The organism is Microcoleus sp. N3A4 (genome assembly GCF_036701805.1).
In the GTDB taxonomy this organism is placed as follows: Bacteria; Cyanobacteriota; Cyanobacteriia; order Cyanobacteriales; family Microcoleaceae; genus Microcoleus.
In genome coordinates this window covers 116728-141914 of the sequence record NZ_JAUBRJ010000006.1, presented here as the reverse complement: position 1 = coordinate 141914, position 25187 = coordinate 116728, and the positions used below count along the sequence as shown (strand labels likewise).

General features: G+C 45.2%; 26 protein-coding genes and 1 pseudogene. 16 read left to right on the top strand and 11 right to left on the bottom strand.

Translation table 11 applies throughout. The annotated features are described in order from the left end of the window. Positions 1 to 41: 41 nt before the first annotated feature. Positions 42 to 236: a hypothetical protein gene (locus QUA56_RS05735; RefSeq protein WP_333354413.1), complete on the top strand. Its 195-nt coding sequence runs from the start codon at positions 42 to 44 to the stop codon at positions 234 to 236. Positions 237 to 936: 700 nt separating this feature from the next. Further along, positions 937 to 1173 carry a hypothetical protein gene (locus QUA56_RS05725; protein WP_333354410.1) on the top strand — a complete coding sequence of 79 codons (237 nt, stop codon included), beginning with the start codon at positions 937 to 939 and terminating at the stop codon, positions 1171 to 1173. A 558-nt stretch (positions 1174 to 1731) separates the two neighbouring features. Here QUA56_RS05725 and ald read toward each other — a convergent pair. Both ald and QUA56_RS05715 read right to left on the bottom strand, forming a co-directional pair. After that, positions 1732 to 2820 carry an alanine dehydrogenase gene (gene ald / locus QUA56_RS05720; protein ID WP_333354407.1) on the bottom strand — a complete coding sequence of 363 codons (1089 nt, stop codon included), beginning with the start codon at positions 2818 to 2820 and terminating at the stop codon, positions 1732 to 1734. Between the two features lie 171 nt (positions 2821 to 2991). Continuing rightward, complete coding sequence (locus QUA56_RS05715; RefSeq protein ID WP_333354403.1) at positions 2992 to 3234, bottom strand: hypothetical protein; 243 nt, start codon at positions 3232 to 3234, stop codon at positions 2992 to 2994. A 564-nt stretch (positions 3235 to 3798) separates the two neighbouring features. Here QUA56_RS05715 and QUA56_RS05710 point away from each other — a divergent pair. The 3 genes from QUA56_RS05710 to QUA56_RS05700 all read left to right on the top strand — a co-directional run bounded on the left by QUA56_RS05710 (position 3799) and on the right by QUA56_RS05700 (position 7553). Continuing rightward, on the top strand, positions 3799 to 5337 hold the full coding sequence (locus QUA56_RS05710) for a DEAD/DEAH box helicase family protein (protein ID WP_333354401.1): 1539 nt from the start codon (positions 3799 to 3801) through the stop codon (positions 5335 to 5337). A 99-nt stretch (positions 5338 to 5436) separates the two neighbouring features. After that, a complete protein-coding gene (locus tag QUA56_RS05705) occupies positions 5437 to 6651 on the top strand; it encodes a DUF790 family protein (RefSeq protein ID WP_333354398.1) in 1215 nt (404 codons plus the stop codon). 182 nt (positions 6652 to 6833) lie between these two features. After that, a complete protein-coding gene (locus QUA56_RS05700; RefSeq protein ID WP_333354396.1) occupies positions 6834 to 7553 on the top strand; it encodes a DUF2786 domain-containing protein in 720 nt (239 codons plus the stop codon). Positions 7554 to 7622: 69 nt separating this feature from the next. Here the strand turns inward: QUA56_RS05700 and QUA56_RS05695 are convergent, their stop codons facing one another. Further along, positions 7623 to 8894: a hypothetical protein gene (locus tag QUA56_RS05695; RefSeq protein ID WP_333354394.1), complete on the bottom strand. Its 1272-nt coding sequence runs from the start codon at positions 8892 to 8894 to the stop codon at positions 7623 to 7625. 83 nt (positions 8895 to 8977) lie between these two features. Here QUA56_RS05695 and QUA56_RS05690 point away from each other — a divergent pair, with 83 nt between their 5' ends. Next, positions 8978 to 11590, top strand: coding sequence for a dynamin family protein (locus QUA56_RS05690; protein ID WP_333354391.1), 2613 nt, complete (start codon positions 8978 to 8980; stop codon positions 11588 to 11590). 189 nt (positions 11591 to 11779) lie between these two features. Here QUA56_RS05690 and QUA56_RS05685 read toward each other — a convergent pair whose 3' ends face one another. The 3 genes from QUA56_RS05685 to QUA56_RS05675 form a co-directional block, all read right to left on the bottom strand. Continuing rightward, entirely contained in the window at positions 11780 to 12340 is a 561-nt protein-coding gene (locus QUA56_RS05685; protein ID WP_333354388.1) for a Uma2 family endonuclease, read from the bottom strand. Positions 12341 to 12427: 87 nt separating this feature from the next. Then, positions 12428 to 12556, bottom strand: coding sequence for a hypothetical protein (locus tag QUA56_RS05680; RefSeq protein WP_333354387.1), 129 nt, complete (start codon positions 12554 to 12556; stop codon positions 12428 to 12430). After that, positions 12553 to 13269, bottom strand: a complete 717-nt coding sequence (locus tag QUA56_RS05675) for a GUN4 N-terminal ARM-like repeat domain-containing protein (RefSeq protein ID WP_333354384.1) — start codon at positions 13267 to 13269, stop codon at positions 12553 to 12555. Before QUA56_RS05675 ends, QUA56_RS05680 begins: the two co-directional genes overlap by 4 nt. Between QUA56_RS05675 and QUA56_RS05670 the strand changes: the two genes are divergently transcribed. Next, a complete protein-coding gene (locus QUA56_RS05670) occupies positions 13268 to 13441 on the top strand; it encodes a hypothetical protein (protein ID WP_333354381.1) in 174 nt (57 codons plus the stop codon). The genes QUA56_RS05675 and QUA56_RS05670 overlap by 2 nt on opposite strands. A 60-nt stretch (positions 13442 to 13501) precedes the next feature. On the opposite strand, the gene QUA56_RS05665 is transcribed toward QUA56_RS05670, so the two are convergent. Continuing rightward, entirely contained in the window at positions 13502 to 14074 is a 573-nt protein-coding gene (locus tag QUA56_RS05665; RefSeq protein WP_333354379.1) for a hypothetical protein, read from the bottom strand. Positions 14075 to 14342: 268 nt separating this feature from the next. After that, a complete protein-coding gene (locus QUA56_RS05660) occupies positions 14343 to 14552 on the bottom strand; it encodes a hypothetical protein (RefSeq protein ID WP_333354376.1) in 210 nt (69 codons plus the stop codon). A gap of 957 nt (positions 14553 to 15509) precedes the next feature. On the opposite strand from QUA56_RS05660, the gene QUA56_RS05655 reads away from it, so the two are divergent. The 7 genes from QUA56_RS05655 to aroF all read left to right on the top strand — a co-directional run bounded on the left by QUA56_RS05655 (position 15510) and on the right by aroF (position 22030). Next, a complete protein-coding gene (locus QUA56_RS05655; protein ID WP_333354373.1) occupies positions 15510 to 18155 on the top strand; it encodes an AAA-like domain-containing protein in 2646 nt (881 codons plus the stop codon). Positions 18156 to 18220: 65 nt separating this feature from the next. Further along, a complete protein-coding gene (locus QUA56_RS36740) occupies positions 18221 to 18688 on the top strand; it encodes a type II toxin-antitoxin system RelN family antitoxin (protein ID WP_445242873.1) in 468 nt (155 codons plus the stop codon). Beyond that, positions 18678 to 19040 carry a type II toxin-antitoxin system RelE/ParE family toxin gene (locus QUA56_RS05645; RefSeq protein ID WP_333354370.1) on the top strand — a complete coding sequence of 121 codons (363 nt, stop codon included), beginning with the start codon at positions 18678 to 18680 and terminating at the stop codon, positions 19038 to 19040. The genes QUA56_RS36740 and QUA56_RS05645 overlap by 11 nt, the downstream gene beginning before the upstream one ends. A 21-nt stretch (positions 19041 to 19061) precedes the next feature. Then, positions 19062 to 19685, top strand: a complete 624-nt coding sequence (gene ruvA, locus QUA56_RS05640) for a Holliday junction branch migration protein RuvA (RefSeq protein ID WP_333048677.1) — start codon at positions 19062 to 19064, stop codon at positions 19683 to 19685. Between the two features lie 231 nt (positions 19686 to 19916). Next, complete coding sequence (gene rpsO, locus QUA56_RS05635; protein WP_333354367.1) at positions 19917 to 20186, top strand: 30S ribosomal protein S15; 270 nt, start codon at positions 19917 to 19919, stop codon at positions 20184 to 20186. Positions 20187 to 20281: 95 nt separating this feature from the next. Further along, positions 20282 to 20755 (top strand): PAM68 family protein, encoded by a 474-nt coding sequence (locus QUA56_RS05630; RefSeq protein WP_333354364.1) that lies wholly within the window; start codon positions 20282 to 20284, stop codon positions 20753 to 20755. 213 nt (positions 20756 to 20968) lie between these two features. Then, positions 20969 to 22030, top strand: coding sequence for a 3-deoxy-7-phosphoheptulonate synthase (aroF, locus tag QUA56_RS05625; protein ID WP_333354361.1), 1062 nt, complete (start codon positions 20969 to 20971; stop codon positions 22028 to 22030). Between the two features lie 232 nt (positions 22031 to 22262). Here the strand turns inward: aroF and QUA56_RS05620 are convergent, their stop codons facing one another. From QUA56_RS05620 to QUA56_RS05610, 3 genes are read right to left on the bottom strand one after another with little or no spacing between them, the layout of a single operon-like run. After that, positions 22263 to 22646, bottom strand: a complete 384-nt coding sequence (locus QUA56_RS05620) for a hypothetical protein (RefSeq protein WP_333354358.1) — start codon at positions 22644 to 22646, stop codon at positions 22263 to 22265. Between the two features lie 24 nt (positions 22647 to 22670). Further along, a complete protein-coding gene (locus QUA56_RS05615) occupies positions 22671 to 23069 on the bottom strand; it encodes a hypothetical protein (protein ID WP_333354355.1) in 399 nt (132 codons plus the stop codon). Continuing rightward, a complete protein-coding gene (locus QUA56_RS05610; RefSeq protein ID WP_333354352.1) occupies positions 23062 to 24045 on the bottom strand; it encodes a dynamin family protein in 984 nt (327 codons plus the stop codon). The genes QUA56_RS05615 and QUA56_RS05610 overlap by 8 nt, the downstream gene beginning before the upstream one ends. 370 nt (positions 24046 to 24415) lie before the next feature. Between QUA56_RS05610 and QUA56_RS36735 the strand changes: the two are divergent. After that, positions 24416 to 24508 (top strand): annotated as a pseudogene (locus tag QUA56_RS36735) (transposase); the annotation flags it as partial. Positions 24509 to 24811: 303 nt separating this feature from the next. Then, positions 24812 to 25042: a hypothetical protein gene (locus QUA56_RS05600; RefSeq protein WP_333354347.1), complete on the top strand. Its 231-nt coding sequence runs from the start codon at positions 24812 to 24814 to the stop codon at positions 25040 to 25042. The last annotated feature ends 145 nt before the right edge of the window (positions 25043 to 25187 follow it).

Below are 25187 nucleotides of genomic sequence, written 5' to 3'. Positions count from 1 at the left end.
TAGATATTAGTCATGGCCGTCACATCATCAGAAAGGTATCTGTGTTTGATATTCCCGACCTGAAAGTCAAGGATTTTGACAAATTAAAATGGGGTAAAATTACCAGTTTGATTAAAGTTGAAATCAGCGGCACTCGTGGCAAAAAAGATTGCGAACATCTTGCCTCTTACATTAGCAGCTTATCGCTAAGTGCCGAAATATTTGCCTCAAAAATCCGAGGTCATTGGCTGATTTAAAATCAGTTGCATTGGGTAAAGGATGTAGTTTTTAAGGAATATCTATGGCCGAGACATAACTACATATAGCAATCCTAAATGATTTGCTTGCATTATACGCGAGCTTTCTGGCTCGCACTGCAAGGATTCTGGTCTCGCTCGATTTTGCGACTGATGCGAGGATTGCTATAGCAGTCACTAATTTATCTCTCCTGACAACCATCGCTCTTAATCTTTACCGATTTTTAGGTTTTTCATCATTAACCCTATGTCAAAGATGGCTAAACTACAAACTAGAAAAGCTGATAGTTTTACTTAATTAACAAGGTATATTGGCTCCCCGATCCGAGCGCAATTTAAAAAATATAATCCCCCAACCCATTCACAGCAATAAAAACAGCTTATTCAACCTTATGGAGATTTTTTAGTTTGTGGTGTTAGCACCCAACTACATCAACAGGTTCCAGATTTTGACGATATTATTTCCCCTTCAGACCCAGACTTTGCTGCCAGTAGTTTACGGTCTCAATCGTTAATTCGGTTAGGTTTCCTTGCTGTAATGATATAATCCTACAATTCCCAAAACCTATATATTAAAAATAAGCCTTTGACACAATCAAATCAATCCACTGATGCAACAATACCCTGCATCATTAACGCTCGCAAACTTGATTACTTATTCAATGTAAATGGAAAATGACCTGATATGTTAGGTAAAAAAATGGCAAAAATTAATCTGCAAGGTGGATTTGATGAACTAGCTTTCCTAGAATTTTTTTGTGAAGAACCCAAAAACTCTCAACCCTCCGATGGTTATTGGTGTTATGAAGTGACAGATTCATTAGGTGTCACCCTCAAATTTGGGATGAATATTATTCAAGAATCAGTTCAAATTGAACTAAAAATAGCCGATTCCACCGTAGGGATTATGTGTTTTGAACTTGTGAAATTTATATAAATTACTGACTATATTAATGGCAAATTAGAATTTTTGGTAGCTCCACAAAATGAAGAGTACAAGACTTTGGTTCAAGTTGAACTGCGGCCGAGAATTAAAGTTGATTGTTCTACTCTGAGCCTTTGTCCCATCGCTGCATAGTTTTATAGACTAAAAGCCATTCAACTCTCCCTATTCCCCCTTTTTAAGGCTACCGCGTACACACAAGTCTTAAGAAGGGGGGGACAAGAGTCTTCTCAAAGTCCCCCTTCTTAAGGGGGATTTAGCAGGGTGGATTAATTGTCATCCTAGAAATAGGTACGTAGTTGGGCTTTAGCCCTCTTTATATATACGTCTAAAGAGGGCTAAAGCCCAACTACGTACCTTTATTAATTAATATAACAGTTGCGTCCCAGACGCGAGCTTTGAGCGGTGCTTTCTGTCGTTTCAGTTTTCTTCTCCTCACAATAAAACCACCCTGCTTCTTAAGGGGGATTTAGGGGGATCGAGACTGTTGCTCCTACCCGCACCAAAATACAATTTAGATGCGGGATAGCTTACTTAAAAAAAAATGGGAATCTAATCAGCCAAATCGGGGAAAACCTCGCGCACGGCCGGATGCACCAATCGGTGCTTCTGCACGTTCAATCCCTTCGCCAAACTCGGATTAATTTCCAAAGCTTTTATCCCGCTATTTGCCAACTGCAAAACATAAGGCAAAGTGCTGTTATTCAAAGCTTGAGTCGCAGTCCAAGGCACGGCACCGGGCATATTTGGCACGCCGTAATGCACGACTCCTTCCTCAACATAAGTAGGATTTGTGTGAGAAGTTACCCGCAAAGTTTCGACACAGCCACCTTGGTCAACGGCTACGTCAACAATTACAGAACCGGGGTGCATCTTCGCAACAAATTCGCGAGAAACCAGTATTGGAGCTTTTTTACCTAAGACCAAAACCGCACCGATTAACAAATCAGCATCGGGAACAACTGCTTCAATTTGCAAAGGACTGCTGTAGAGGTATTCTACTCTGGAACCGAACAGAGTTTCCAAGTAGGCTAGGCGATCGACATTTACGTCTAAAATCTGCACTCTCGCGCCCATTCCTACAGCAATTCGGGCCGCTTCCGTGCCGACAATCCCGCCGCCCAAAATCACAACTTTACCCGGTCTTACCCCCGGTACACCACCCAAAAGCACTCCTCTGCCACCTTGCTGTCGTTCCAGAAACCGAGATCCGAACTGCACGGCCAAACGCCCTGCAATAATGCTCATCGGCGTCAGCAGCGGCAATTTTCGGTCCGGGAGTTCGACGGTTTCGTAGGCGATGGCCTGGACTCCGCTGCTGATTAAATGCTCGGTTAATGCGCGATCGGCTGCCAAGTGCAAATATGTAAACAGCAACTGCTCTTTTTCAATCAGGGGATACTCAGCAGGCAGCGGTTCCTTAACTTTAACAATTAGTTCGCGCTTCCAGACATCTGAAGCCTTTAAAACAATCTTAGCCCCTGCTTCAACGTAGTCCTCGTCCGCGAAACCGGCCCCAGCGCCTGCATTCGTTTCCACGAAAACTACGTGGCCTTTGTCCGAACAAGCCCGCACACTTGTGGGACTGAGCCCGACTCGAAACTCTAAATCCTTGATTTCCTTGGGGACGCCTATTTCCATCTATAACCTCTAATCTCAGCCGTACCTCGACTCTAGCTTAGAAATAATCCGATCGGCATCATGTTTTACAATACCATTTTAGATGTTAGATTTTGAACCCCCCGTTTACAGCCCCCGACTTTTCCAATAAGTCGGGGTTTTAGAGGGATTTGGAGATACTAGATTTGGAAATCATGCTGTGCGGGCGAACATTTTTTTAATTTTCAGCCACGGCGATCGCACTTTCCCCAATAGGTCATTTCCCATAAGGTCGATCGTATTTTTAGCTCGATCTAATTCTAACATTAGTTGTTGGATCGGAAGCGGCGATATCTCTAATTCTGACTGAGCTTCTTGCAAATGAACCCGCACTTCCTTGTCGCCGGTGTTTTTCACGATCGCAATATCGCGATCGCCGAGAGACTGAAGTGCCAAAAATACTATTTCCCTGTTATTTGCTCAAAATTAATTGACCGAGTTCGCCACACCGTAAGGTAAGATTTCGCATACTGACCAATTCATGCAGTCATTAAAAATCAACACCCCGGCCGCTTGCACTGCGGATGTTTTTCTATAGCAATCCTAAATGATTTGCTGGCATTATACGCGAGCTTTCTGGCTCGCACTGCAAGGATTCTGGTCTCGCTCGAGAGAGGCGGCTGATGCGAGGATTGCTATATATATTTCAGGAGTTGGCTTATATTTTTGAATGTAAAATTATATTCTAACCTTCAAGCGATCGCACGTCTATTTCTCTTTTGGAGAAGTCTAAGAGACTTTATTAACTCACATCTTGCACTATTCTCGCTTCACAGGCTTTCCGGCCTGTTCCACAAAGGTAGATTTTCTCGCTTCACAGGCCGGAAAGTCTGTTCAAAAAAGGATTATTGACAATGGTGCAATATCTCAGTTAAAAAACTAGCCTAAAGAAAGTCTGCTGTCAATATATTCGATCGGTCATTTATAATTTAACAGCAGCGACTCAGGTCTCTAAAAAAAATGCCACGCACACCTACCTTAACATTCGATCGCGGAACTCTATTGCTGCACCCGCCGCCCAAAGGCAGAGACTGGGCGGACTTTGCCACTTGGGACGATCGCGTGGAAAAATTCCGCATTCGAGCCATTCACTACCGCCCGCTGGTAGAATGCCTCCAAGCCGACTGCATTCACTTCACCGACGAAGCTAGGGGATACGAACTACTCGAACTCGTACCCAGCGTGGAAATGCAGCCTTACCCACATCAAGAACAAGCCCTCGCAGCTTGGCAGGAAGCAGGAAGCCAAGGAGTAGTCGTCCTCCCCACCGCTTCGGGTAAAACTTATCTGGCACAATTAGCCATGCAAGTGACTGGTCGCAGTACATTAATTGTAGTGCCAACTCTCGATTTAATGCACCAGTGGTACGCTAATTTAAAAGCAGCTTTTCCCGACATCGAAGTTGGGTTGTTGGGCGGAGGTTCGCGGGACAAAACGCCGATTTTAGTCGCAACCTACGACAGTGCAAGTATTCATGCAGAAACCTTGGGCAATAAATACGGCTTGCTGGTTTTTGACGAATGCCACCATTTGCCAACGGACTTTTATCGAGTAATTTCCGAATATGCGATCGCACCTTTTCGACTCGGACTGACAGCCACACCCGATCGCACCGACGGCCGCCACAGCGATTTGCATTTTCTCATCGGCCCGACAGTATTTAGCAAAAGACCCGAAGATTTGGCAGGCGATGCTTTAGCCGACCATAAAATAGTTCAAATCATGGTAAAACTGTCAAAAGAAGAGGGCGATCGCTACGCCGAATTAATCAACATTCGCAACGACTTCTTAAAACAGTCTAACATCAAAATATCCAGCCTCGAAGGTTGGAAACAGTTTATCATGGCAAGCGCGCGATCGCCCCTAGGAAGGCGCGCCATGCTAGCCCACCGCCAAGCCAAAGAAATTGCCCTTTGTACCGAAGGCAAACTGCGAATTTTAGCCCAAATACTAGCAGAACACTCTCCCCAGCGCACCCTAATTTTCACCGGAGACAACGCCACAGTTTACCGAATTTCCCAAGAATTTCTCATCCCCACAATTACCCACCAAACCCCAGTCAAAGAACGCCACGAAATCCTCGATCGCTTTCGCAGCGGCGAATACAAAACCCTCGTCGCCTCCCACGTCCTCAACGAAGGAGTGGACGTTCCCGACGCCAGAATTGCTATCATATTGTCAGGTACGGGCAGCGAACGCGAATACATTCAGCGATTGGGTCGAGTTCTCCGCAAAAGCAGCGATGTAAATAAGTTAGCAATTCTGTATGAAGTCGTCACCGAAGACACCAGCGAAGAAAGAACATCCCAGCGCCGCCGGGGTGGAATGCAGCCTCACAAACCCCAACCACAAACACAAATAGAACCGCCAAAGCCAGAATATCAGAAATTAGAAACTGTCAAACCGACACCCATTTACGGAGTCAACCGAGAGACAACCAAAAAAGCAGCAGAATCACCTGCAAAATGGGGAGAAGACAATGATGAAATTCCCTGGTAGCAAGCCTAAACTATTTCTGAACACTCTCTTTCTTTCTCTCTCTTCCCTTCGCGTTCTTCGCGCCTTCGCGGTTCGTTAAAAATAAAAAACTATTAACAAATGCTACCCACTGATTTATTAAGTCACCGCCAAAACGGGGAGTCAATCATTCCTCTCCGCCTCAAGATAGATGCTAAAAACTTAGAAGCAGCTACCGAAACAATAAACTGCTTTCAAGAGTCGATCGGCAAAACCCAAGGCGAGCTCGACGGACGCTTGCTAGAATTAGAAGGCGACAGCCCCGATTACCGGCTGAAACGGGGATTAGCGCACCTGCTGAAAGGCGGTTTCTGCACCTTGGAAGTCATCAGTCCCCTAGAACCCTCAGAGTTGAGACAGCGGGTTTTTGCCTTGTCTGCGCGATCGACTCCCAGCCCTCAATCCACCCAATTAACCCTGGAAAAAGTAGCAACTGAGCTCAGCCAAGACTTAAACAGAGAAGTTTTGCCTCACGAAATCACTACAGGTTTATACGCCGATTTAAACGAAAATAAAATCCTCACTCAGTTTAATGCACCAACTCCCGAAAACTTGCTTCACAAATACAACCTTTCTCAAGTTCAAGGCATATTTTACCGAGCAAGTCAAGTCCAATTAACCGCCCACCGCAACGATCCAGGAGAATACAAACTCTTATTTCGCTATCTGAAACTATTTCAATTAATGACTTACATCGAAGGCGATGCAGATCACGGTTTTACACTCACAATAGACGGGCCTACAAGCTTATTCAAACCCAGCACCCGCTACGGCTTAGCCCTGGCGAAAATGCTGCCCGCACTGCTGCACGTCACAAAATGGAGTATGCACTCGACACTGCACACAAAAGACCCTTTTAGCGGCGTTTTGAAAACAGGTAAATTCACCCTAAATTCCGACTGCGGTTTAGTCAGCCACTATCCCCCTGGCAAGCCTTATGATAGTATGTTAGAAGCCGCATTTGCTGAGAGATGGAATTCCACAAAAACCGAGTGGCAACTAGAGCGAGAAGTTGATTTAATTCCGATTCCAGGTAGTGTGATGATTCCCGACTTTCGGTTAGTGCATCCCGACGGGCGAGTATTTTTATTAGAAATAGTTGGCTATTGGCGGCCGGAGTATTTGCAAAAGAAATTTGCACAAGTACAGAAGTCTGAATGCGATAACTTAATTTTAGCTATTTCCGAACGGCTGAATTTAGAAAAAGCCGGAGTGAATATAAAAGACGTGCCAGCAAAAGTAGTCTGGTTTAAAGATAAATTGCTGCCCAAATCAGTCCTGGAAGTCCTCGAATAGTATACCAATCCGCCCATCAGTTGCAAACTTCTTTCTTTCTTTCTCTCTCTCTGCGCCCTCTGCGCCCTCTGCGGTTCAAAAAAATCCTCCTCAAAAAACATCGCACATTGCACGCTATACTAAAATGGGAATTTACCCAAATCCTTGCCACCTCGTACTCTCACCCTAAAATCGATTGAAAAATGGCAGACACAAGTATTGTCGAAAAAATCAAAAAGCTTTTAGCCCTCGCCACCTCATCAAATGAAAACGAATCGACTGCTGCGGCAGAAAAAGCTTCCCTGTTACTGGCACAGTACAATCTCAGCCTCGCCGATTTAGGGCCAAATCACCAAGAAGAAATTGACGAAAACTCAGTTGAAACAACATCGAAATTTGTTACTTGGAAAATGATGCTGCTGTCGGGAATTGCCGACGCTAACGGTTGCAATGCCATGCGAAATACTTATACGGGCAGTATGTTTTTGGTCGGAACTTCTACCAACCTGATTGTTTGCAAACATCTTTACGAGTATTTGAGTTCTGCGATTGAAAAAAGAGCGAAGTACCGCAAAGGAAATGGGAGGGGATTGGCGTATTTGAATGCTTTTCGGGTTGGATGCGCGACGAGGTTGAGACAAAGATTGTTGGAACAAAAACAGGAGATGGAAGAGTCGGGGATTCCGGGTTCGGGGGATGCGGCGGCGACTCCAGGGATTGTAGTGCGATCGATGTTTGAGAAAAATCAACGGGCGATCGCGGATTATCTAGAGGGCCGAGGGGTTAAAATTAGAACTAGAACAGATTCTCAAGTCAGCAGCGAGGCGGGTTTTAATTCGGGGTATGAAGTGGGCGACAAAATTAGTTTGCACAAGCAAGTGCAGCCGCAAGGGGATATGAAGCAACTTAATGAATGTCTTTGAGTTATCGATAGTAATTGATGGATAATCAAAACAGGGATAAACTTAAAGCCAATTACGAATTAGGTCTGATTATTCCGATTCTTCCGATTCATCTCGGGATCTGAAATAGTAAAAAAGATTAGCAACAGCCAAATCCGAGGCTTTTTCCAAGTTCGACGATACTAAACTTTTATGACCCGCTATTTTCCCTTGCTCAATAATATAATCTTCGTACTCTTGACGCTGCTGCGGAGCGAGCATTAATTCCAGTTGAGTCCGAAGAGAATAAAAATGAGACTTAGGCCGCAAATTTGCATAAAATAACTGTTCATCCGGTATTGCTAAAACTGTTGTTGCTGATTTTTCATCACCGCTTGATGAAAACTTTGCATTAGTAAAATCTTTACTCTGTAACTGTTTTAGCTCACTTTCGGGCAAAGCTTTAGTCCATTCAACCTGATTAAGCCAAATGTCTAAGGCAGCTAAATCGTGATTGTGAATTCGCGTGATTTCTGGGAATAGAAAATCTAGTTCCTCGTCAGAGTCGCAGCCAGCAATTACTGTTAAGCCATCTTGACGGATTTGTTGTTGAAGTTGAGAAAGCCGATCGCCCGCAGCACCAAATTCATTTTGCACCTGATACGTGCCGATAATACTTTGCTCGATCGCCCAACTGCACTCTAACCGACGCAACTTTCCCGCCGCACAAGTTTCTTCTAATAAATGCGGATTTCTGTAATCTGCTAAAGCTTCAAACAACATCCCCCGCGCCGCATCAATTTCAGCATTGCGGCGGTTAATATCTTGCAGTTGCAAAGCCGATTGCATTCGTTGAATTGCTTGATTAAATAACCCGTAAGCCCGCATTAAGACTAAACGATGGTTCTCAAATTTTATATCTGCAACGACTTCGGAAATTAATTGCTTAATTTCCGCGCCTTGGCTTTTCACAAGTTGTTCTAAATTGATGAAACCATTTTCTACTTTAACATCCAGCCTTTCTACTGCTTTTTTTAGTTTCAAAGTCTGGTGCAAATTGACCGCTGATAAGGCTACCCCAGCGAAAGTTCCCACACCAATGACGGCTGTTGTCGCTTGTAGCACCCCCAAAGTGGCTTGGACGCCTTGAAAGCCCATGTGCATTTGCTGCATCTGCAAGCCGCCCATGACGAACTGCATAGGAGACACTAAGGGTGATAAGGGGCTGTTGTTGACAGCCGCGCCAACGGCATGGGCCATAAACTGTCCCGTCGCTGCATCCCTCGCCATGCCGATCGGCACTCCAGCGGATGTAAACACTTGTGCGTACTTGCCAGCCTCGATCGCAGCCTGTACCGCTGGGGAAAATACAAAGTTCATCATAAATTTTTACCCTGCTAGCATCTCACAGAACAACTGATCTATTATGATCTATTTAATAAAAGAAATATTATTAGGCGCTACAAATGAATACTTCGTTAATTAGTTCCCAAACCGTTGAGCTTATTTCGCTGCTGACACGGCAAGAACTCCGAAAAGAAGATATTTCTCCGCCTGTGCTTTTCCTGGCGGGGCTGGTGACGGTGTTGGTGGGAGTTATCTATGCCGACGGTACGGTTGGCGCTGAGGAAACCCAGCGGCTGCGGGCAACTTTGACGGAACTCATCCCCGCGAACAACAGTTTGCGCCAATTGGTAATGCCGATGGTTAAGGGCGTGCGAGATCGGCAAGTTTACAAGAAATTGACGGAGTTGCTGGCCCTGACAGCGTGTTTTTCTGAGGAGGAAAAACTGCTGCTAATTAGTTTTGGATATCAGATGTCGGCGGCAGATGGGACAATGGACGATCGCGAAAAACAGTATTTGACAATCATCGCCAACAGACTCGGAATCGACGGGCGATTTTTGACTGTTTTAGAAGCGAGTTTTAGCAGTCAAGGAATAAGCGATACAGCAGCTTTAGCAGAAGTCCACTCGTTACTAGATCCCGCACGATTTCAAGCTCTCGATTCTTTTTTTGTCCGTGCTGCCAGTCACATTATCGAATATTTACCAGAAAAACCCAAACAACAAAGCAATCAAAAGCATTCAGTCTCGTCCTATCAGGAGTTGAAAAAGTTTCAGGAGTATAGACAACAATTGGATGCGGTTTGCGGCAAACTTTATTTAACTCTTCTAGATGGAAGCGATCGCAACGTGCTATCTCCTAATTTAACAGAAGAAGTAACAAAAATATCTCGTAAATTAGAATCTCAGCGGTTTCGCGTTGCTGTTGTCGGCGAGTTTAGCAAAGGCAAATCTACTTTGCTCAATGCTTTGTTGGGCGAGGAAATTCAACCCGTGCGGGATATTCCCTGTAGCGGTACGGTGACAGTTTTGAAATACGGACCGCAGCAGCGGGTTATCTGCAAATACAAAGACGGACGGGAGGAAGAGATTTCACCCCAAAAATATAAGGAGAAAGCTTCAATTTCTGAGGAAGCAGCTTTAGGTTCTTTTGGGGATGAAATTGTCAATTCAGAAATCAAAGAAATCATTTTCGAGCATCCGAATCTCGAATTGTGTACCAATGGTGTAGAAATTATTGATACTCCCGGATTGAACGAACAAGCGGAACGCACGTTAGTTACGGAACAGGTTCTCAAAACAACTGATGCGGTGATTTTTTTGACTCACGCTCAAAATGCTTTGACAGAAAAAGAGCGAGAACTCCTGTTGTATTTGAAAAAAGACTTGAATCCCGGTAAAGATCATGAAGCTGCGAGGAATATTTTTGTTTTAGTTAATTTTGCCGATTTGCTGCGCCGGGAAGGAAGCCGCAAGCAGGTAAGACAAAGGGTAGAAACCTTTGCCTTTGATAAAAAGCATAATTTGATCGCTGGTGAAAACCGGATTCATTTTATTTCGGCTCAATCTGCACTTGAGGCAATTTTGGACGGGACGGAAAATGAGTATGTGAAATCTTTTCAGGATTTTACTAAATCTCTGGAACAGTTTTTGACAGTTGAAAGAGGCGCGATCGCACTTCAGCAGTCGGCATCTGTAATGAAGCAAATTATTAATACTGGCTGCGATGAAATGACTCAGTATAGGGAAATGCTAGAAGGAAATTTGACAGTTGATGAGGGAGATAAGGCGAAGATTTTTGAACAAATAGCGGAAGCAAGCGGCCGCGATGTTAAGATTAGAAATTTAGCTAATAAACTGAGAGAGGAATCCGTAGTAGAAGCTATTGAATCTTGGAATGAATGGGTGAAAATATTGCCCGATCGCCTCGCTACAAAAAGTAAGGAATGGACTTCAGAGCATCATCATATTTTGAGCCAAGACAAGTTAATCCGAGATTATGCCAATCAATTTGTGTGGGAATTAACACAAGAAATTGATGTCTGGAGCGACCAAAAAATGCAATTTATATTGAAACAAAAAATAGAAACTTTAGACTTCAAATTTAAGGAAGAGTTTTATGCCATTCGACAAGAGTTTCAAGAGTTCGATCGGCGACTTAGCACTAGCCTTGTTACTCAATTCAATAACTTAGGAATAGCAAAAAATCTGGGTGGAATTGGCATCGGTGGAAGCAGTATCGCTTCATCAATCAATCCCGATATTGGAGGTCCTGGAGGTTATCTTGGCGGTTTAGGCCTTGGTGGATTAGTAGCAGCGGGATTGCTGTTTTTCGCAGGACTTGGTATTATTCCAGTTATTTTGGGTGGCTTAGCTGCTGGTGGGGGTGGCGCATTTGGATTGGGAATGCTAGATGTTGATGGAATTCATAACCAGATTAAGCAAAAAGTTTGCGAGTTAGGGTTTCAGAAATTTAAGGAATCTAAGAAGTCGATTTATAAAAAGATACAAGAAAGAATTAAAGCAGTATTTGACGAGCGATATGAAACAGCTAGCGGTGCGATCGCACAAGCAATGTCGCTGTGGGAAAATTTATTAGAACAGCAGGAAAAGCGCGATCGCCAAAATCAAGCAGAATGCGAGGTCCAAAAAGTTTGGCTGGCTGACAAACGTCGAGAACTCGAACAAGTACAAAATCAAATTGAGGCTATTTTGAATCAGAGCGATCGCTAATTCAATGAGTAATATCAATTCCGGTTGCATCGGAATTAATATAACCAGAATTCAGGACACGGACGTGCCTTTACCCTACAATCGATCGGGGTTGGTAAACGGCACTGCCGTGTCCTCTATATCATTCCGGCGCAGCCGGATTTGATATAACGGGTAAGCCCCAAAAAACCATAGTCCGATCGCCCTCAATCAATCAATCAATTCGGCTTCTTCAAAAATCTGCCGAGTCGTTAACTCCAAACCAGGCAGCAACTCATCCACAATCGGTGTATTATCCGTATAAACTTGACTCGAACCATCGGGGAAAAAGCTTCTTATTAAAATAGCTTCTGGATCAATTACCCAAACTCGCGGAACACCCGCCGCCAAATAATCTTTCGCCTTCTCTTCAAATTCCTTCATACTTTGATCGGGCGATATAATCTCGATCGCCAGTTCAGGAATTGCGGGACAAGCTTCATTTCGCCGCCAACTTTTCGGCAGACGCGCATAAGAAATGTAGGTTAAATCGGGAACAGGTACCCAATCTTTATCCTGACGTTTTAACAAAATTGCCCATTCTGGAAGCACTCGCCCGCGTCCTTTACACCATACACGAATCAGGCGACACAAAGCTCCCTGTAAACTGGAATGAAAAAATTTTGGAGACACTTTAGGAACCGCTTCACCATCTACAAACTCACAATATATATCTCCGTCGGGCAAAGCTAGAAATTCTGCTAAAGTGAGTTTGGTTCCGATGCCTACCATGACTCCCAGCCCTCTCGCTAATTAACTCAAATATCAATTATACAAAATTTCCCAACTTTCCTAGAAGTACGATCGCCCCTATTCTCTTCATTCCTCTACCTCTGTGCCAAGAGCGCCCTCTGCGGTTAAATCTTCAAACCCGATTTCCCCGCTCAAAACTATGGGGCCTGCCATCGGCCCCGCCCCACCTTCCCCGAAAAATCGCAAACCCTTCATTTTAACCAAGCCGGATGAGCCATCAAAGCCGAAAACGGCTGCACGCCCCGCAACTGATTCGACAGTGGCAAATGACCCCTAGGCGCGCTCAAATCCCAAATAAACTCTTGCGGATACCGCGTCCAATTATTTCCCTTCTTCCAGCCAATTAGCGGCCACAACTTATCCCAATTCTTGCCCGAACTCTGCCAAATTTCCCGCTGTACCGAAAAGCCGAATTTGCCTTCAGAATGAACTTTCCACAGCGTATTAATTGTTTGCAAATCTGCAGCCGGCAAACTTTCTACTTCCGTAAAATACAGCCATTTTCTCGCGGCAGCCGTCTCGCCCGCCAATGCACAAAGCTTGTCTAAAGTCAAGCGATCGGCTTCTTGAAATTCTTGCAATGCCAGCAACTGTTGCAGTGGAGTGTAGTCAATGTTAGAGTCCGATCGCAGCGGCACAACCCCAGTCGGAAAATTCGCTTGCAAAAACTCCGCCACTCTCGGAGAACCAGCACTGTAAAGAATTTGGTAAGCCTTACCCATTACCGCAGTCGGTGCCTCTGACTGGCGCTCTAATAAAAATTCCATCAATACATCCCAACCGGAATCTGCTATTTGTTGTTGCAGCAGTTGCAGTTGAGTTTTTTCCGAACCCGACCTCAACTGAGAGCGGAGTTCGGCTGTATCGGCCGCCGAGTCTAATGGAGAAGTAGAAATCGAGTCAGTCATGAGAAACTATCAGCTATCAGCTATCAGCTCTCAGCTATTAGCTGAAGCCCTGGTTTTCCCCCATTGTACAATGGTACTGACTCCGATTCACTTCTCTGTACTCGGATGCCTGCCTTGCACGCAGCCTAGTTTAGCCGATCGCCCCCACCCTCTTCGCCAATGGCAGCAATAGCAAATATGTTTACCATCTGATTTTTACGATCGATGCCATGTAAAAGAGTTTTTCTTGAACCTAGTCGTCCACGATCGAAACCCATGCAGAGAAAGAAGGCGGAAAAAAGTTTATGTCATATTCCGAGTCTTCCCACTCTTTGACCCAAAGCGGCACGGCGCCGGGGCGAGGAGTTGCAGCAAAGGTGCGTTCTTTGACTTCGATCGAGTGAAATAGCTGTTTTAAAGTATCTCCCCGATCCAAAGCTTCGCTGAGGATGTCGTCCAAGTCTGGATCGACCCGTTTGACGCGGTTTTTGTCCTCTTCAAGCCACAGAAGTTTCAAAGACTTCAGATCCCTCGGACTGAGGATGCTCTTGTAGTACACGCGCTTGAGGGTCGCTACGGGTTCCAACGAGCGTTCGATCCGGCGAATTTGCTGAACTCGCAGGTAGTGCCATTCCGCTAAACGCTTGCTTTCCGAAGGCGGGAGGGTTCCCTTCCCCGCTGCGTGTTTGTAGTCGTATTTAATCAAACTGCAAGCCATATTGGCTAGCAGGTGAATTAACTGTTTTTCTTTGGGTGTCGCCTGACGCCGTTCCTGGGTTCTTGTCAATACGCGCTGTCTGCGGGTAGTTTCGATAGTATTTTCCATTGGGTTTTTACGAGATGAAATACGATTGTGCCAGATCCGAATCCCGAACATCAGAAGGTAAGGAAGTTGATAGGCGGGGAAACTCCACCGACAGACTCGCCTTACCTATTTATTTTCCCATTCACCGTTCTCTGAAACTGAGTCCCACCCCCGGGATTAGGTACACTGATATTGGGATCGAGTTTTAACCGCCTCGATGCAAGGCGGTTTCGACAACAAACACAACCACAACCACAACCGCTGAGAACGAACCACACAAGAGCGCCAATTATTTCCTGCCTTTACCTGTCTTTACCTCTTCTTGCTCCCCATCTTCATTCGTTCCAGTGTAGTTGAAGTCGGGATAGCTTCCAGAAGCCGTCACACTGCTGGCTACTTTTGGTTGTGGGGCGATCGCCAAAGCGCTGGCGCTGCCTGCATGGAATAAGCCGAGGCCAGCCGAGCTAATTACCCCTAATACTAAGATGCTGTTTTTCATTTTCGATGACCCTGATTTGCGTAGATTGACACTTTTTTGCTAACCCGATTTGTCAGAAGTGGGTTGATGCAATAGCCCACTTGTCTTCTGATAAATCTCCCTGCCATAATCAATTCAGACAGGCACACCCGCTTGCGATCGGAAACGCCGGAAGTGACGTGTTACTAATGTCCACGATCATCCACCAACCAGAATTTTTTGGGTAGTGGAGCGAAAGCCATCAGGGCGTCGATCCATCAGGGAGTTAAGCCATCAGGGTGCTAATCCATCGGGTAGTTAAGCCATCAGGGCGCATCTTCTACAATTAGCCACAGACTTTACTTTTATAGTTGAGCGAGTGGTTGGCCGGGCACTGACAACGCCTTTAAGAATTAAACTTTTTGTGGATTTATTCCAACAAGTTTGTCCTTAAAAATCCCCGCGCTTGCGGAAGTCCGGGGAGTGTCAGCAGCGTGGAATTCCATGCAATCTAAGTCAACTAAAAAAACGCAGATTAACGATATCTCCCACTCAAGCAGTCCTCAGCAAAACGCTGGGGTTTTTTATTGGTAGTCTTTGCCGATCCTTTGCCTCCGGCAGAAGGCAGCCGGATCGGAAGGCAGAAGGTTGACAGCGCTGCGGTTATGAGTTTCCCTGGCAACATCATACCACCGGGTGAATTTTAAAATAAAATTGTAAATAAATGTGAATTAAATGGCGTTTTGGCGTTTTCAATCCGATCGAGTGAAAATTCATCTAATTATGTGAACGAGCGTAAAGAATCAATTGCCGGGGTACAATTCAGCCGATGGTAGGATTTGCGGCGAACGCTTGCAAAGATACGGTAAAGATTGAGCAGGAGAAAAGTGAATTAGTGGACAATAGAGAAACAGGAACAAAAATTTTCCACCATAGTAAGCTGGCAATAATTGCAATTTGTAACCTTTCGATCGCACAGCATAGGGGCGAAGCATCTTGATGAATTCCCAAATAGCAGAAATCAACTCAAGCTACCAATATCAAGTCGGAGGATATTTGCCTGCCGGTGCGCCCACCTATGTCAGGCGATCGGCCGACAGCGAACTCTACGAAGGACTCAAAGCCGGAGACTTCTGCTACGTGTTGAGTTCGCAGCAAATGGGAAAGTCCAGCCTGCTAGTGCAAACGGCCAAAATGTTGCAAGCAGAAGGTACAGTTTTTGCCGCCGTCAACTTGAGAAGCATCAGCAGCCCAGATATCTCCCCCCAAAAGTGGTACGCCGGAATCATGTACCGCATGGCAAGCAGTTTGCACATCACAAACAGGTTTGATGCCATCAAGTGGTGGAACGATCGCGAACTGCTGTCGCCAGTGCAGCGATTGGAGATATTTATCGAAAAAGTTTTGCTCAAGTCAATTCGGCAAAATCTGGTAATTTTCATAGATGACATTGACAGCACCAGCCGCCTAAATTTCAGTACCAGCGATTTTTTTGCTTTGATCCGGGCTTGTTACTCCAAGCGGGCAGAGCAACCGGAATACGATCGCCTGACTTTTGCTGTTACGGGAGTAGCAGCCCCGTCAGAATCGATCCGAGATCGAAGCTGCAATCCTTTTAATATTGGACGGCCGATTAACTTAAGTCGATTCCAACTGCACGAAAGTTTGCCGCTAGCAAAAGGATTAGCACTCAAAGCTTTTCGCCCCCAAAAAGTGCTCCAAGAAATCTTAGCTTGGACGGGCGGTCAACCGTTTCTGACTCAAAAGGTTTGCCACTTGGTACTTGAATACGGGCCTTTCATTGGCAGAAATTCCGAAGCCCAGCAGGTGGAAAAACTGATCAAACACAGAATTATTAAAAATTGGGAACAACGGGACGCAACCCAACATTTGACAGCAATTCGCGATCGCATTTTCCACAGCCGTTGCGACCTCACCCGGCTGTTAACGCTGTACCAGCAAGTTTTGCAACCGCCCGACCCTACAACACCGGGGGAATCGCAAGGAGTACCTGCCGATTACTCTCCCGAACAAATCGAATTGCAAATGTCAGGACTGGTTGTTAAATTTCAGGGTAAATTAATAGTTGCCAACCTAATTTATCAGTCAGTTTTTAATCGGTTTTGGGTGGAAAAAGAACTGGGAAAATTGGCTCCGTACCGTTTGGCGCTAGCAGCATGGCTGGCTTCCGACCGCGAAGATGAATCGCAGTTATTGACCGGGGAAAGTTTGCAGTCAGCTTTGGATTGGGCGGCAAACAAAAAATTAAGCCAAGAACACTATTGGTTCTTGAATCCCGATCGAACTTTTCAGGAACAACCGACAGTCGTTGTCGCACAAGTTGCAGACAGCAGCGCAGAGACCGGTGCAGATAGCAGCATTCTCACCCCGCCCTCAGAGAGTATTCCAACTGGCAGCAACGAACAGAAATTGTACGATCACATCGTCTCCTGCGTGGAAACAGAATCCCCCGCACAGGCGATCGAGCGGTTCCGAAAGCTATTTATAGACGGCATGGGCTATCCCGATCGAGAGATTGAAGCAACTTTGTACAGTCTAGTCTCCGTCAAGCGATCGGATCAGCACTTTAAATATATCCTCCACCGCTGCTGCTACATCCCGATCAACCGCTGGCAATTGCATTCACAAAACCAATTCGCGATCGCAAAGTTGGTAGCTTTATTTAAGCAGACTTCTCCCCGATTCGGGATGGAATTTTACATAGTCAAGCGCTTGCAAGAACAAATAGCCTTCTTTACTAAAAGTGAAGAATTCCAGACCCTAGAGCGTTTAGTAAAAGCCTTAGATAGACAGGCGGAACCGCAGAAACAAGATACTGATTCTCCTTTGGGCGAATTGATCTGTCGGTATCCTTATTTGTACGGGCATTCTCTGCTGAGCAAGGACAGCATTGAGGAAGACCAACAAACCATCAAACAACTGGCTTTTCAAAGACACCGACAATTTGAAACACATTTGTCTCAATATTTGAATTATATGGTTGAGCCGAGAAATACAGAAATAGGAATTGTGCAGCGTGCGGCTAATCCCACACTTTTGAACGATGCGGAACTGCACTTAGCTGTCAGGGAATTTGCCGGAAAAGTAACGGGCGATCGCAGCTACAAAGAAGCGGCTCAATTTTTCCTGAGAGATTCCAGAAAAACTCCATCTTACGCCTCATTTAAAGTGGATTTATATGAATATTTAATATCGTCGATCGAACCAGAATACGGCGGTCGTCAATTTAATGACCGTTTGTACAAACAAATCAAAAATACATTGCGAGAAAATGACTCGGTGAAATTCAATAATCCATTGTTAGTTCGTACTTGCCACCAGTTGTTCAACTTCTTAGTAGTGGAAAATTCTCAACATCCCAGCCACTACGTTTTTTACGATTTGGTGTACAACCTAGGCGCCAGCAGGACAATGGGTTTACTGATGAAACTTGTACTGCTTTCGGGCAAAGTCAAACCAGAGCTGGAAAACCGATTTTCTATTTTGTTCAATCACTATGAAAGCAAAGCTTCTAATGAAATTATGTGGTTTGTCAAATCATTGGAAAATTTCAATGTGGCTTTGGTTGTGAATTTTGGTAAGACGGATTTGTCTTTGGTTAAACATCATCTTATTTTGACTTAAAAAAACAAACTCCCTGGTGCAGGGTTATATAATAGTATTAATTTCAAAAAATCAAGGTAAAACACATGAAAGCCTTTGAAGTCACAGGAACGATCGACGAAAAAGGTCAATTATTGCTCGATCGACCTTTAACACTAGACAATCCGGGCCCCGTGCGAATCATCCTCCTCTTTCAGGAACCTACAGATGAAGCTGAAGAAGACCACGACGATACTCCAGTTGAAGAAGTAAAAGCCATTCTCAGAAAAGCATTACAGCAAGCCAAAGCCGGACAAACCCGACCAATCTCTGAACTGTGGGAGAGAATCGATGCCGAAAAAGGTCAATTATTGCTCGATCGACCTTTAACACTCGGTATTTCCGCTCTTCTACGAATTATTCTCCTTTCCGAACCTATAGATGAATCTGAAGAAGATCCAGATGATACTCCAGTTGCAGAAATAAAAGCCAGTCTCAAAAGAGCGTTGCAGGAAGCTAAAACTGGGCAGCGAATACCTCTTTCTCAAATGTGGGAGGGCATCGATGTCGAATGAATCCGAGCTCGTTCAGATCGATTTAACGCCTGAGTATAAGCGAAATTTGCGTGAATTATCCAAACGATTTCGCCAAATCCGGCTAGATACTGGGCTAGTAATTGAGCAACTACAGGCTGGCAATTTTATTGGCGATCGCATTCCCGGAATGGGCGAAGATTATATCATCTTAAAAGTCCGAGTGAAAAACAGCAACATCCAAAAAGGGAAAAGTGCAGGGTATCGCATGATTTATCAGATTGAATCGCCCGTCAGCGTACTTTTGTTAACCATTTACTCAAAATCGGATCGAACAGATATGAGTCTCAACGAAATCCGCAGCATCATCGCCGAGTTTGATGAAAGCCAATAGCGGTGTATTATTATTAATTTTATGATTAGCTATCTCAAAGGCACAGTCGCCGATATCGCCAAAGGCAGCAACCGCGTCATATTGACTCTCGAAGTCAATCAAATCGGCTATGAAATCCAAATTTTGCCCCGCGTGACCGGTCAATTGCCAGCCTCCGGCGAAGTCGCCCAAATATTTACCCACCAGCAAGTTAAGGAAGACCAAATCGTATTGTACGGTTTTGGCAGCGCGGCCGAACGCGATTTGTTTCGGCAGTTGACGAGTGTTAGCGGTGTGGGTGCTCAACTGGCGATCGCACTTCTCGATACTTTAGGATTGCAAGATTTAGTCCAGGCGATCGTCGGCGGTAACACCCGCATCCTCGCCAAAACTCCGGGCGTGGGTACAAAAACCGCAGAACGTCTCGCCCTCGAACTCAAAAGCAAACTCTCGGAATGGCGACAGCAAGCAGGTTTGACAACTTCAGTCGCCGCCGGAGTCCCCCCAGCTATTCAAGAAGAAGTTGAGATGATCCTGCTGGCGATGGGATACACTGGGGCTGAAGTCTTGCAAGCGCTGCAAACCCTCAGTCAAGACAGCACTTTGTCCGCCAAAGGTAATGCCGATGATTGGATACGCGAGGCGATCGCCTATTTAAGCCGATAATCGCCTACAACATCCAGCCACCGGGAATAAACACCCAGGACGGGCCCGACGCCCATCCCACAGGACAAAAATTGTGGGATGGGCGTCGGGCCCGTCCTAAGTAGGGCTTGCAATTCAAGTCTATTGTGCTCAAAAAACCAACCCATCCCTGCGAAAAATTTTATCCTTCACGGTGCGGCTGTGGTACAATTGCAGATTGTGACATCGTACAAAAAAACATAAAATCAATTCATGCCACTTACACAACAGCGCAAACTAGAAATCATGGGCGATTACCAAACCCATGAAACCGATACCGGCTCAGCAGATGTCCAAGTCGCCATGCTGACCGATCGCATCACCAAACTCAGCGCCCACCTGAAAATCAACCAAAAAGACTTCGCCTCCCGGCGCGGTTTGATGATGATGATCAGCCGCCGCAAGCGCCTGCTGGCCTACATCCAAAACGAAAATGTCGATCGCTACAAAGCATTGATTGCCCGTCTAGGCATTCGCGGCTAAACACCAAAGCCAAAATTTGCGACAATATTCTTTAATCTTGGACAAACACCAAGACTTATTGAAAAATGTTCGAGATTTCAGGTCAGAGATAAAATATGTCCTCCGAACCACCCCGCCAGCGCTTGCCCTTTGAACCGGCAACAAATCGTAAAAAAACGCCTAAAAAGCCCCCAGAATCTGAAGCAAACGCAGCCTTAGAGTCAGATTCTGCCGACAAGCAGCCCAAAGCTAACAAAACCGGAAAACAGGCGCAATCCATCCCAGAAGCAGTTAGCAAACGCATGATATCCCGCATAGCGGTATTCTGCGGCATACCGACCATCCTGGGAATTTCCACATTTTTTGTGAGTTATTTGGTAGTCAGCAACGACTTGTTTGACCTGCCCAATACAGCAGTGTTGCTGGTAAGCATGGGCTGTTTTGGTCTAGGGGTTCTGGGATTGAGTTACGGAGTCCTCTCGGCTTCCTGGGATGAAGAAGTTTCAGGAAGCACTCTGGGGTGGGAAGAATTTAATACCAATTTTGGACGGATGCGAGAAGCGTGGCGCGCCGCCAAGCCAAAAAATTAGTCATGAGTCATTAGTTATTAGTTATTAGTCATTAGCTAACAACTAAGGTGTTAACCATCTAGAATTTGTTTTTGGGGAGGGAACAAGAACCAGCCCCACAACAATGCTAAAAATACTGATATAAATAGATTCTCGATCGCCCATTGCATCTATTTTTCTCAGTGCATCCGTGTCATAATCCGTGTCTAGCCCAACTGAAAAGGCAAAAAAAATATGATTATTGTAATGAAAGCCGGCACTCCAGAAGCCGAGATCGATCGACTAGACGAAGACCTCCGCACTACCTGGGGTTTGATCCCAGAAAAAATAGTCGGCCGTTACAAAACCGTCATGGGTTTGGTAGGCGATACCGTGGATCTCGAACCGATGCAACTGCGCGAAATGAACACCTGGATAGAAGAAGTGCTGCGCGTGGAAAAACCCTACAAACGCGCTTCTCTGGAGTACCGCCAAGGAGAACCCAGCGCAGTAAAAGTTTCTACTCCTTTAGGAACTGTGACGATCGGCCTAAATCACCCGATCGCGATCGTAGCAGGCCCTTGCTCCGTCGAAAACGAAGAAATGATTGTCGAAACGGCAATGCGCGTCAAAGCTGCTGGAGCTCATTTTCTGCGCGGTGGCGCGTACAAACCGAGAACTTCCCCCTACGCTTTCCAAGGCCACGGCGAGAGTGCTTTGGGATTGCTAGCTGCAGCCCGAGAAGCCAGCGGTTTGGGAATTATCACCGAAGTTATGGATGCGGCCGACTTAAGTGCGATCGTAGAAGTAGCCGACGTGATTCAAGTCGGGGCGAGAAATATGCAGAATTTCTCGCTGTTGAAGAAAGTCGGAGCTCAAGACAAACCAGTTTTGCTGAAGCGCGGCATCTCCGCCACCATTGAAGAATGGTTGATGGCTGCCGAGTATATCATGGCTTCTGGCAATCCGAACGTGATTTTGTGCGAGCGCGGAATTCGCGGGTATGACAGGCAGTATACGCGCAATACGCTAGATTTGTCCGCAGTACCAGTATTGCGAACCCTGACTCACTTACCCGTGATGGTTGACCCGAGTCACGGCACCGGTTGGGCGCAGTTTGTACCGTCAATGGCGTTTGCTTCGATCGCCTCGGGTACAGATTCGCTGATGATTGAAGTGCACCCGAATCCGAAAAAAGCTTTGTCTGACGGGCCGCAATCTTTAACACCGGATCAGTTCGACAAGTTGATGGAAGAATTGGCGGTGATTGGTAAAGTCATGGGACGTTGGCCGCAACCCGTGCCAGTTTTGGCATAAAAATCGCAGTCATAAGTAGGTCATTGCCCAAAAAACCATAGTATTTACAAGGTACTATGGTTTTTTTGCGCTTACCTTTTATATCAAATCCGGTAGCATCGCAATTAATATTACCCGCAGTCAGGACACGGCAATGCCGTGTCCCTACAATTAATCGGGGTATTCCAAGGGCACTGCCGTGTCCTCCGTATCATGTCTCATTGAATTAGCGATCGCTCTGATTCAAAATAGCCTAAATTTGATTCTGTATTTGTTCGATTTCTCGGCGTTTGTCAGCCAGCCAAACTTTTTGGGTCTCGCATTCTGCTTGATTTTGGCGATCGCGCATTTCTTCCTGTTCTAACAAATTCTCCCACAGCGCGATCGCTGTTGACATCACACCATTACTCGCCTCAATTCGCTTCTCGAATAATGCAATAATTCTTTCGTGTATCTTATCAAAAATAGACTGTGAAGATTCATCGAAATTCTCAAACCCTAACTCACAAACTTTTTCCTTGATTTGAGCTTTAACGGCGTCGCCATCTAAGAAACTCCAGCCCAAACCTCCACCAGCACCCGCAGCTAAGCCACCCAAAACAACTCCAATAAAACCAAGTTCTGTAAAAAATAGCAACGCAGCACCGACGGCGGCACCAATTCATAAACCCCCAAAAAATCCACCATCCTCAATCTCGCCAATTGATGAAGCTATTCCGCTTCCACTGCTGCCAATTCCGCCTAAGCTACCTGCTGTTCCTAAGTTATTGAATTCAGCGACAAGGCTAGTGCTGAGTTGCTTGTCAAACTGTTGAAATTGTTGCCGTATTGCATAAATATCTTCACCGATTTTGCTGTCTAGCAATCCCATATTTTGTTTTAAAATACACTGTACTTTTTGATTTCCCCAGTCATCAATTTCTTCGGTGATGTCTCGTACAAATTGATCTGCATAATCTTTAGTCAGCTTGTCTTGACTCATGATGTGTCCGTGTTCGGAAGTCCAGCGATGACTTTTTGCCATCAGGCGTTCTCCCAATCCTTCCACCCATTCATTCATTCCAAGATTCAATAGCTTCTTGTACAGATTGCTCCATCAATTCATCCGCTAAAAAAAGTTTGATTTTCACATCGCGACCGCTTGCTTCCGCCATTTGTTCAAAAATCTTCGCCTTATCTCCTTCAGAAACTGTCAACTTTCCTTCTAGCATTTCCCTATATTGAGTCAATTCATCGCAGCCAGTGTCAATGATTTGCTTCATTCCAGATGCCGACTGCTGAAGTGCGATCGCCCCCCGTTCAACTGTCAAAAACTGTTCCAGAGATTTGGTAAAATCCTGAAAAGAGTTCAGATACTCATTTTCCGTCCCGTCCAAAATTGCCTCAAGTGCAGATTGAGCCGAAATAAAATGAATCCGGTTTTCAGCAGCGATCGTATTTTGACTCTTAACAATTGTTTCTACCCTTTGTCTTACCTGTTTGCGACTTTCTTCCCGACGCAGCAAATCAGCAAAATTAACTAACACAAAAATACTTTTCGCACCTTCATTATCTTTTCCAGGATTCAACTCTTTTTTCAAATACAACAGCAGTTCCCGCTCTTTTTCTGTCAAAGCATTTTGAGCGTGAGTCAAAAAAATCACCGCATCAGTTGTTTTGAGAACCTGTTCGGTAACTAACGTGCGTTCCGCTTGTTCGTTCAATCCGGGAGAATCAATAATTTCTACACCATTGGTACACAATTCGAGATTCGGATGCTCGAAAACGATTTCTTTGATTTCTGAATTGACAATTGCATCCCCAACAGAACCTAAAGCCGCTTCCTCAGAAATCGATGCTTTATCTTTATATTGCTCACGTGAAATCTCCTCTTCGCGTCCGTCTTTGTATTTGCAGATAACCCGCTGCTGTGGCCCGTATTTTAAAACCGTTACCGTACCGCTACAGGGAATATCCCGCACAGGTTGAATTTCCTCGTCCAGCAAAGCATTGAGTAAAGTAGAAGTGACATTCGTCGCCAGTCCGATCGACGGCAATGAGAAAAAAAAGTGGAAAAAGCCGAACAAGAAGGCCAGAAAAAACTTCGGGAATTATCGGCTCAAAAATTTGCGTGTGGGCCTGATGCCTTAGTCGCCGCTCAGACTCTATCGAAACAACTGAATTATCATAATTTAACGGATATTAAAATAGAACATAGCTCAGAAAAAAATCGAAAACTATCCCAAAAAGATCCCAAAGAATTCTATAGAACCCATTTGATATCTTTTTGCCAATCGGGTAGGATAGCTAAAAGTGGTGGATTAAAAGCAGAGGGGGGAGTGAATGGGGTATTCAAGCGACGTAACAGACTCATAGTGGGAAATAATCGAGCCATTATTACCGAACAAGAAGAAAACAAGACCCCCAGTGCGGACAAAGCGGCAAGTTCTCAACGGGATATTGTATCAACTCAAGAATGGTTGCAACTGGGAAGACTTACCCAAAGATTTTCTACCCTATTCAACGGTCTTCTGGCATTACAAACAGTGGTGTGAAGATGAGATATTAGACAAAATCATGACAGAATTACATGGACGAGTGCGGGAACAAGTAAAAAAAAAGCCTCAGTGGACAACTCTAATCATGATTGACTCACTCATGGGTGAAAAACACCTGTAATGCAGGGATTGAGTCGAAAGAGTTTTGTTTTTACAAGACGACAAATGGGATTAAAAGATATCTCACAGTTGATATATTGGGCTTCCCCTTCTTTACCCACTGCACTCCTGCCAGCGTATCTGATGACCCTCGGGGTTGATTGAAATGCTGACCCAAAATATCGATTACTTCAAATCTCAACCGCTGGAACTGCCGAAGATTACCATCTTGGTAGATCGTGGTTATCATCCTGAAAAACTGACGAGCTCATTGGAGCAGATTTATCCTCAAATTATGACCAAGATCCAGTTTGAACTCTCGGCCAAGCCATCAAAAGCTCAAAAGGAGGCTTTCATGACAATCGGGATTTGTTCCGGTTGCAGCCTTCCGGGGTGATTGAAAGATCGAATGCTTGGGTAGAGCGATGCAAGAGTTTAGTCAAAAATTTTGACCGCACACTCGAAGCTGCCAATGCCAAGCTCAAGCTTTGTTCGATCGGATTGATGCTCAAACGACTTGCTTGCTGCTCCAGTTACCCCCT

What these genes read in the sequence shown, in the direction of transcription:
- QUA56_RS05725 (WP_333354410.1), top strand. Translation starts at nt 937, where the DNA reads ATGGCAAAAATTAATCTGCAAGGTGGATTTGATGAACTAGCTTTCCTA.
- ald (WP_333354407.1), bottom strand. Translation starts at nt 2,820, where the DNA reads ATGGAAATAGGCGTCCCCAAGGAAATCAAGGATTTAGAGTTTCGAGTC.
- QUA56_RS05710 (WP_333354401.1), top strand. Translation starts at nt 3,799, where the DNA reads ATGCCACGCACACCTACCTTAACATTCGATCGCGGAACTCTATTGCTG.
- QUA56_RS05705 (WP_333354398.1), top strand. Translation starts at nt 5,437, where the DNA reads ATGCTACCCACTGATTTATTAAGTCACCGCCAAAACGGGGAGTCAATC.
- QUA56_RS05700 (WP_333354396.1), top strand. Translation starts at nt 6,834, where the DNA reads ATGGCAGACACAAGTATTGTCGAAAAAATCAAAAAGCTTTTAGCCCTC.
- QUA56_RS05695 (WP_333354394.1), bottom strand. Translation starts at nt 8,894, where the DNA reads ATGATGAACTTTGTATTTTCCCCAGCGGTACAGGCTGCGATCGAGGCT.
- QUA56_RS05690 (WP_333354391.1), top strand. Translation starts at nt 8,978, where the DNA reads ATGAATACTTCGTTAATTAGTTCCCAAACCGTTGAGCTTATTTCGCTG.
- QUA56_RS05685 (WP_333354388.1), bottom strand. Translation starts at nt 12,340, where the DNA reads ATGGTAGGCATCGGAACCAAACTCACTTTAGCAGAATTTCTAGCTTTG.
- QUA56_RS05680 (WP_333354387.1), bottom strand. Translation starts at nt 12,556, where the DNA reads ATGAAGGGTTTGCGATTTTTCGGGGAAGGTGGGGCGGGGCCGATGGCA.
- QUA56_RS05670 (WP_333354381.1), top strand. Translation starts at nt 13,268, where the DNA reads ATGAGAAACTATCAGCTATCAGCTATCAGCTCTCAGCTATTAGCTGAA.
- QUA56_RS05675 (WP_333354384.1), bottom strand. Translation starts at nt 13,269, where the DNA reads ATGACTGACTCGATTTCTACTTCTCCATTAGACTCGGCGGCCGATACA.
- QUA56_RS05665 (WP_333354379.1), bottom strand. Translation starts at nt 14,074, where the DNA reads ATGGAAAATACTATCGAAACTACCCGCAGACAGCGCGTATTGACAAGA.
- QUA56_RS05660 (WP_333354376.1), bottom strand. Translation starts at nt 14,552, where the DNA reads ATGAAAAACAGCATCTTAGTATTAGGGGTAATTAGCTCGGCTGGCCTC.
- QUA56_RS05655 (WP_333354373.1), top strand. Translation starts at nt 15,510, where the DNA reads ATGAATTCCCAAATAGCAGAAATCAACTCAAGCTACCAATATCAAGTC.
- QUA56_RS36740 (WP_445242873.1), top strand. Translation starts at nt 18,221, where the DNA reads ATGAAAGCCTTTGAAGTCACAGGAACGATCGACGAAAAAGGTCAATTA.
- QUA56_RS05645 (WP_333354370.1), top strand. Translation starts at nt 18,678, where the DNA reads ATGTCGAATGAATCCGAGCTCGTTCAGATCGATTTAACGCCTGAGTAT.
- ruvA (WP_333048677.1), top strand. Translation starts at nt 19,062, where the DNA reads ATGATTAGCTATCTCAAAGGCACAGTCGCCGATATCGCCAAAGGCAGC.
- rpsO (WP_333354367.1), top strand. Translation starts at nt 19,917, where the DNA reads ATGCCACTTACACAACAGCGCAAACTAGAAATCATGGGCGATTACCAA.
- QUA56_RS05630 (WP_333354364.1), top strand. Translation starts at nt 20,282, where the DNA reads ATGTCCTCCGAACCACCCCGCCAGCGCTTGCCCTTTGAACCGGCAACA.
- aroF (WP_333354361.1), top strand. Translation starts at nt 20,969, where the DNA reads ATGATTATTGTAATGAAAGCCGGCACTCCAGAAGCCGAGATCGATCGA.
- QUA56_RS05615 (WP_333354355.1), bottom strand. Translation starts at nt 23,069, where the DNA reads ATGAATGAATGGGTGGAAGGATTGGGAGAACGCCTGATGGCAAAAAGT.
- QUA56_RS05600 (WP_333354347.1), top strand. Translation starts at nt 24,812, where the DNA reads ATGCTGACCCAAAATATCGATTACTTCAAATCTCAACCGCTGGAACTG.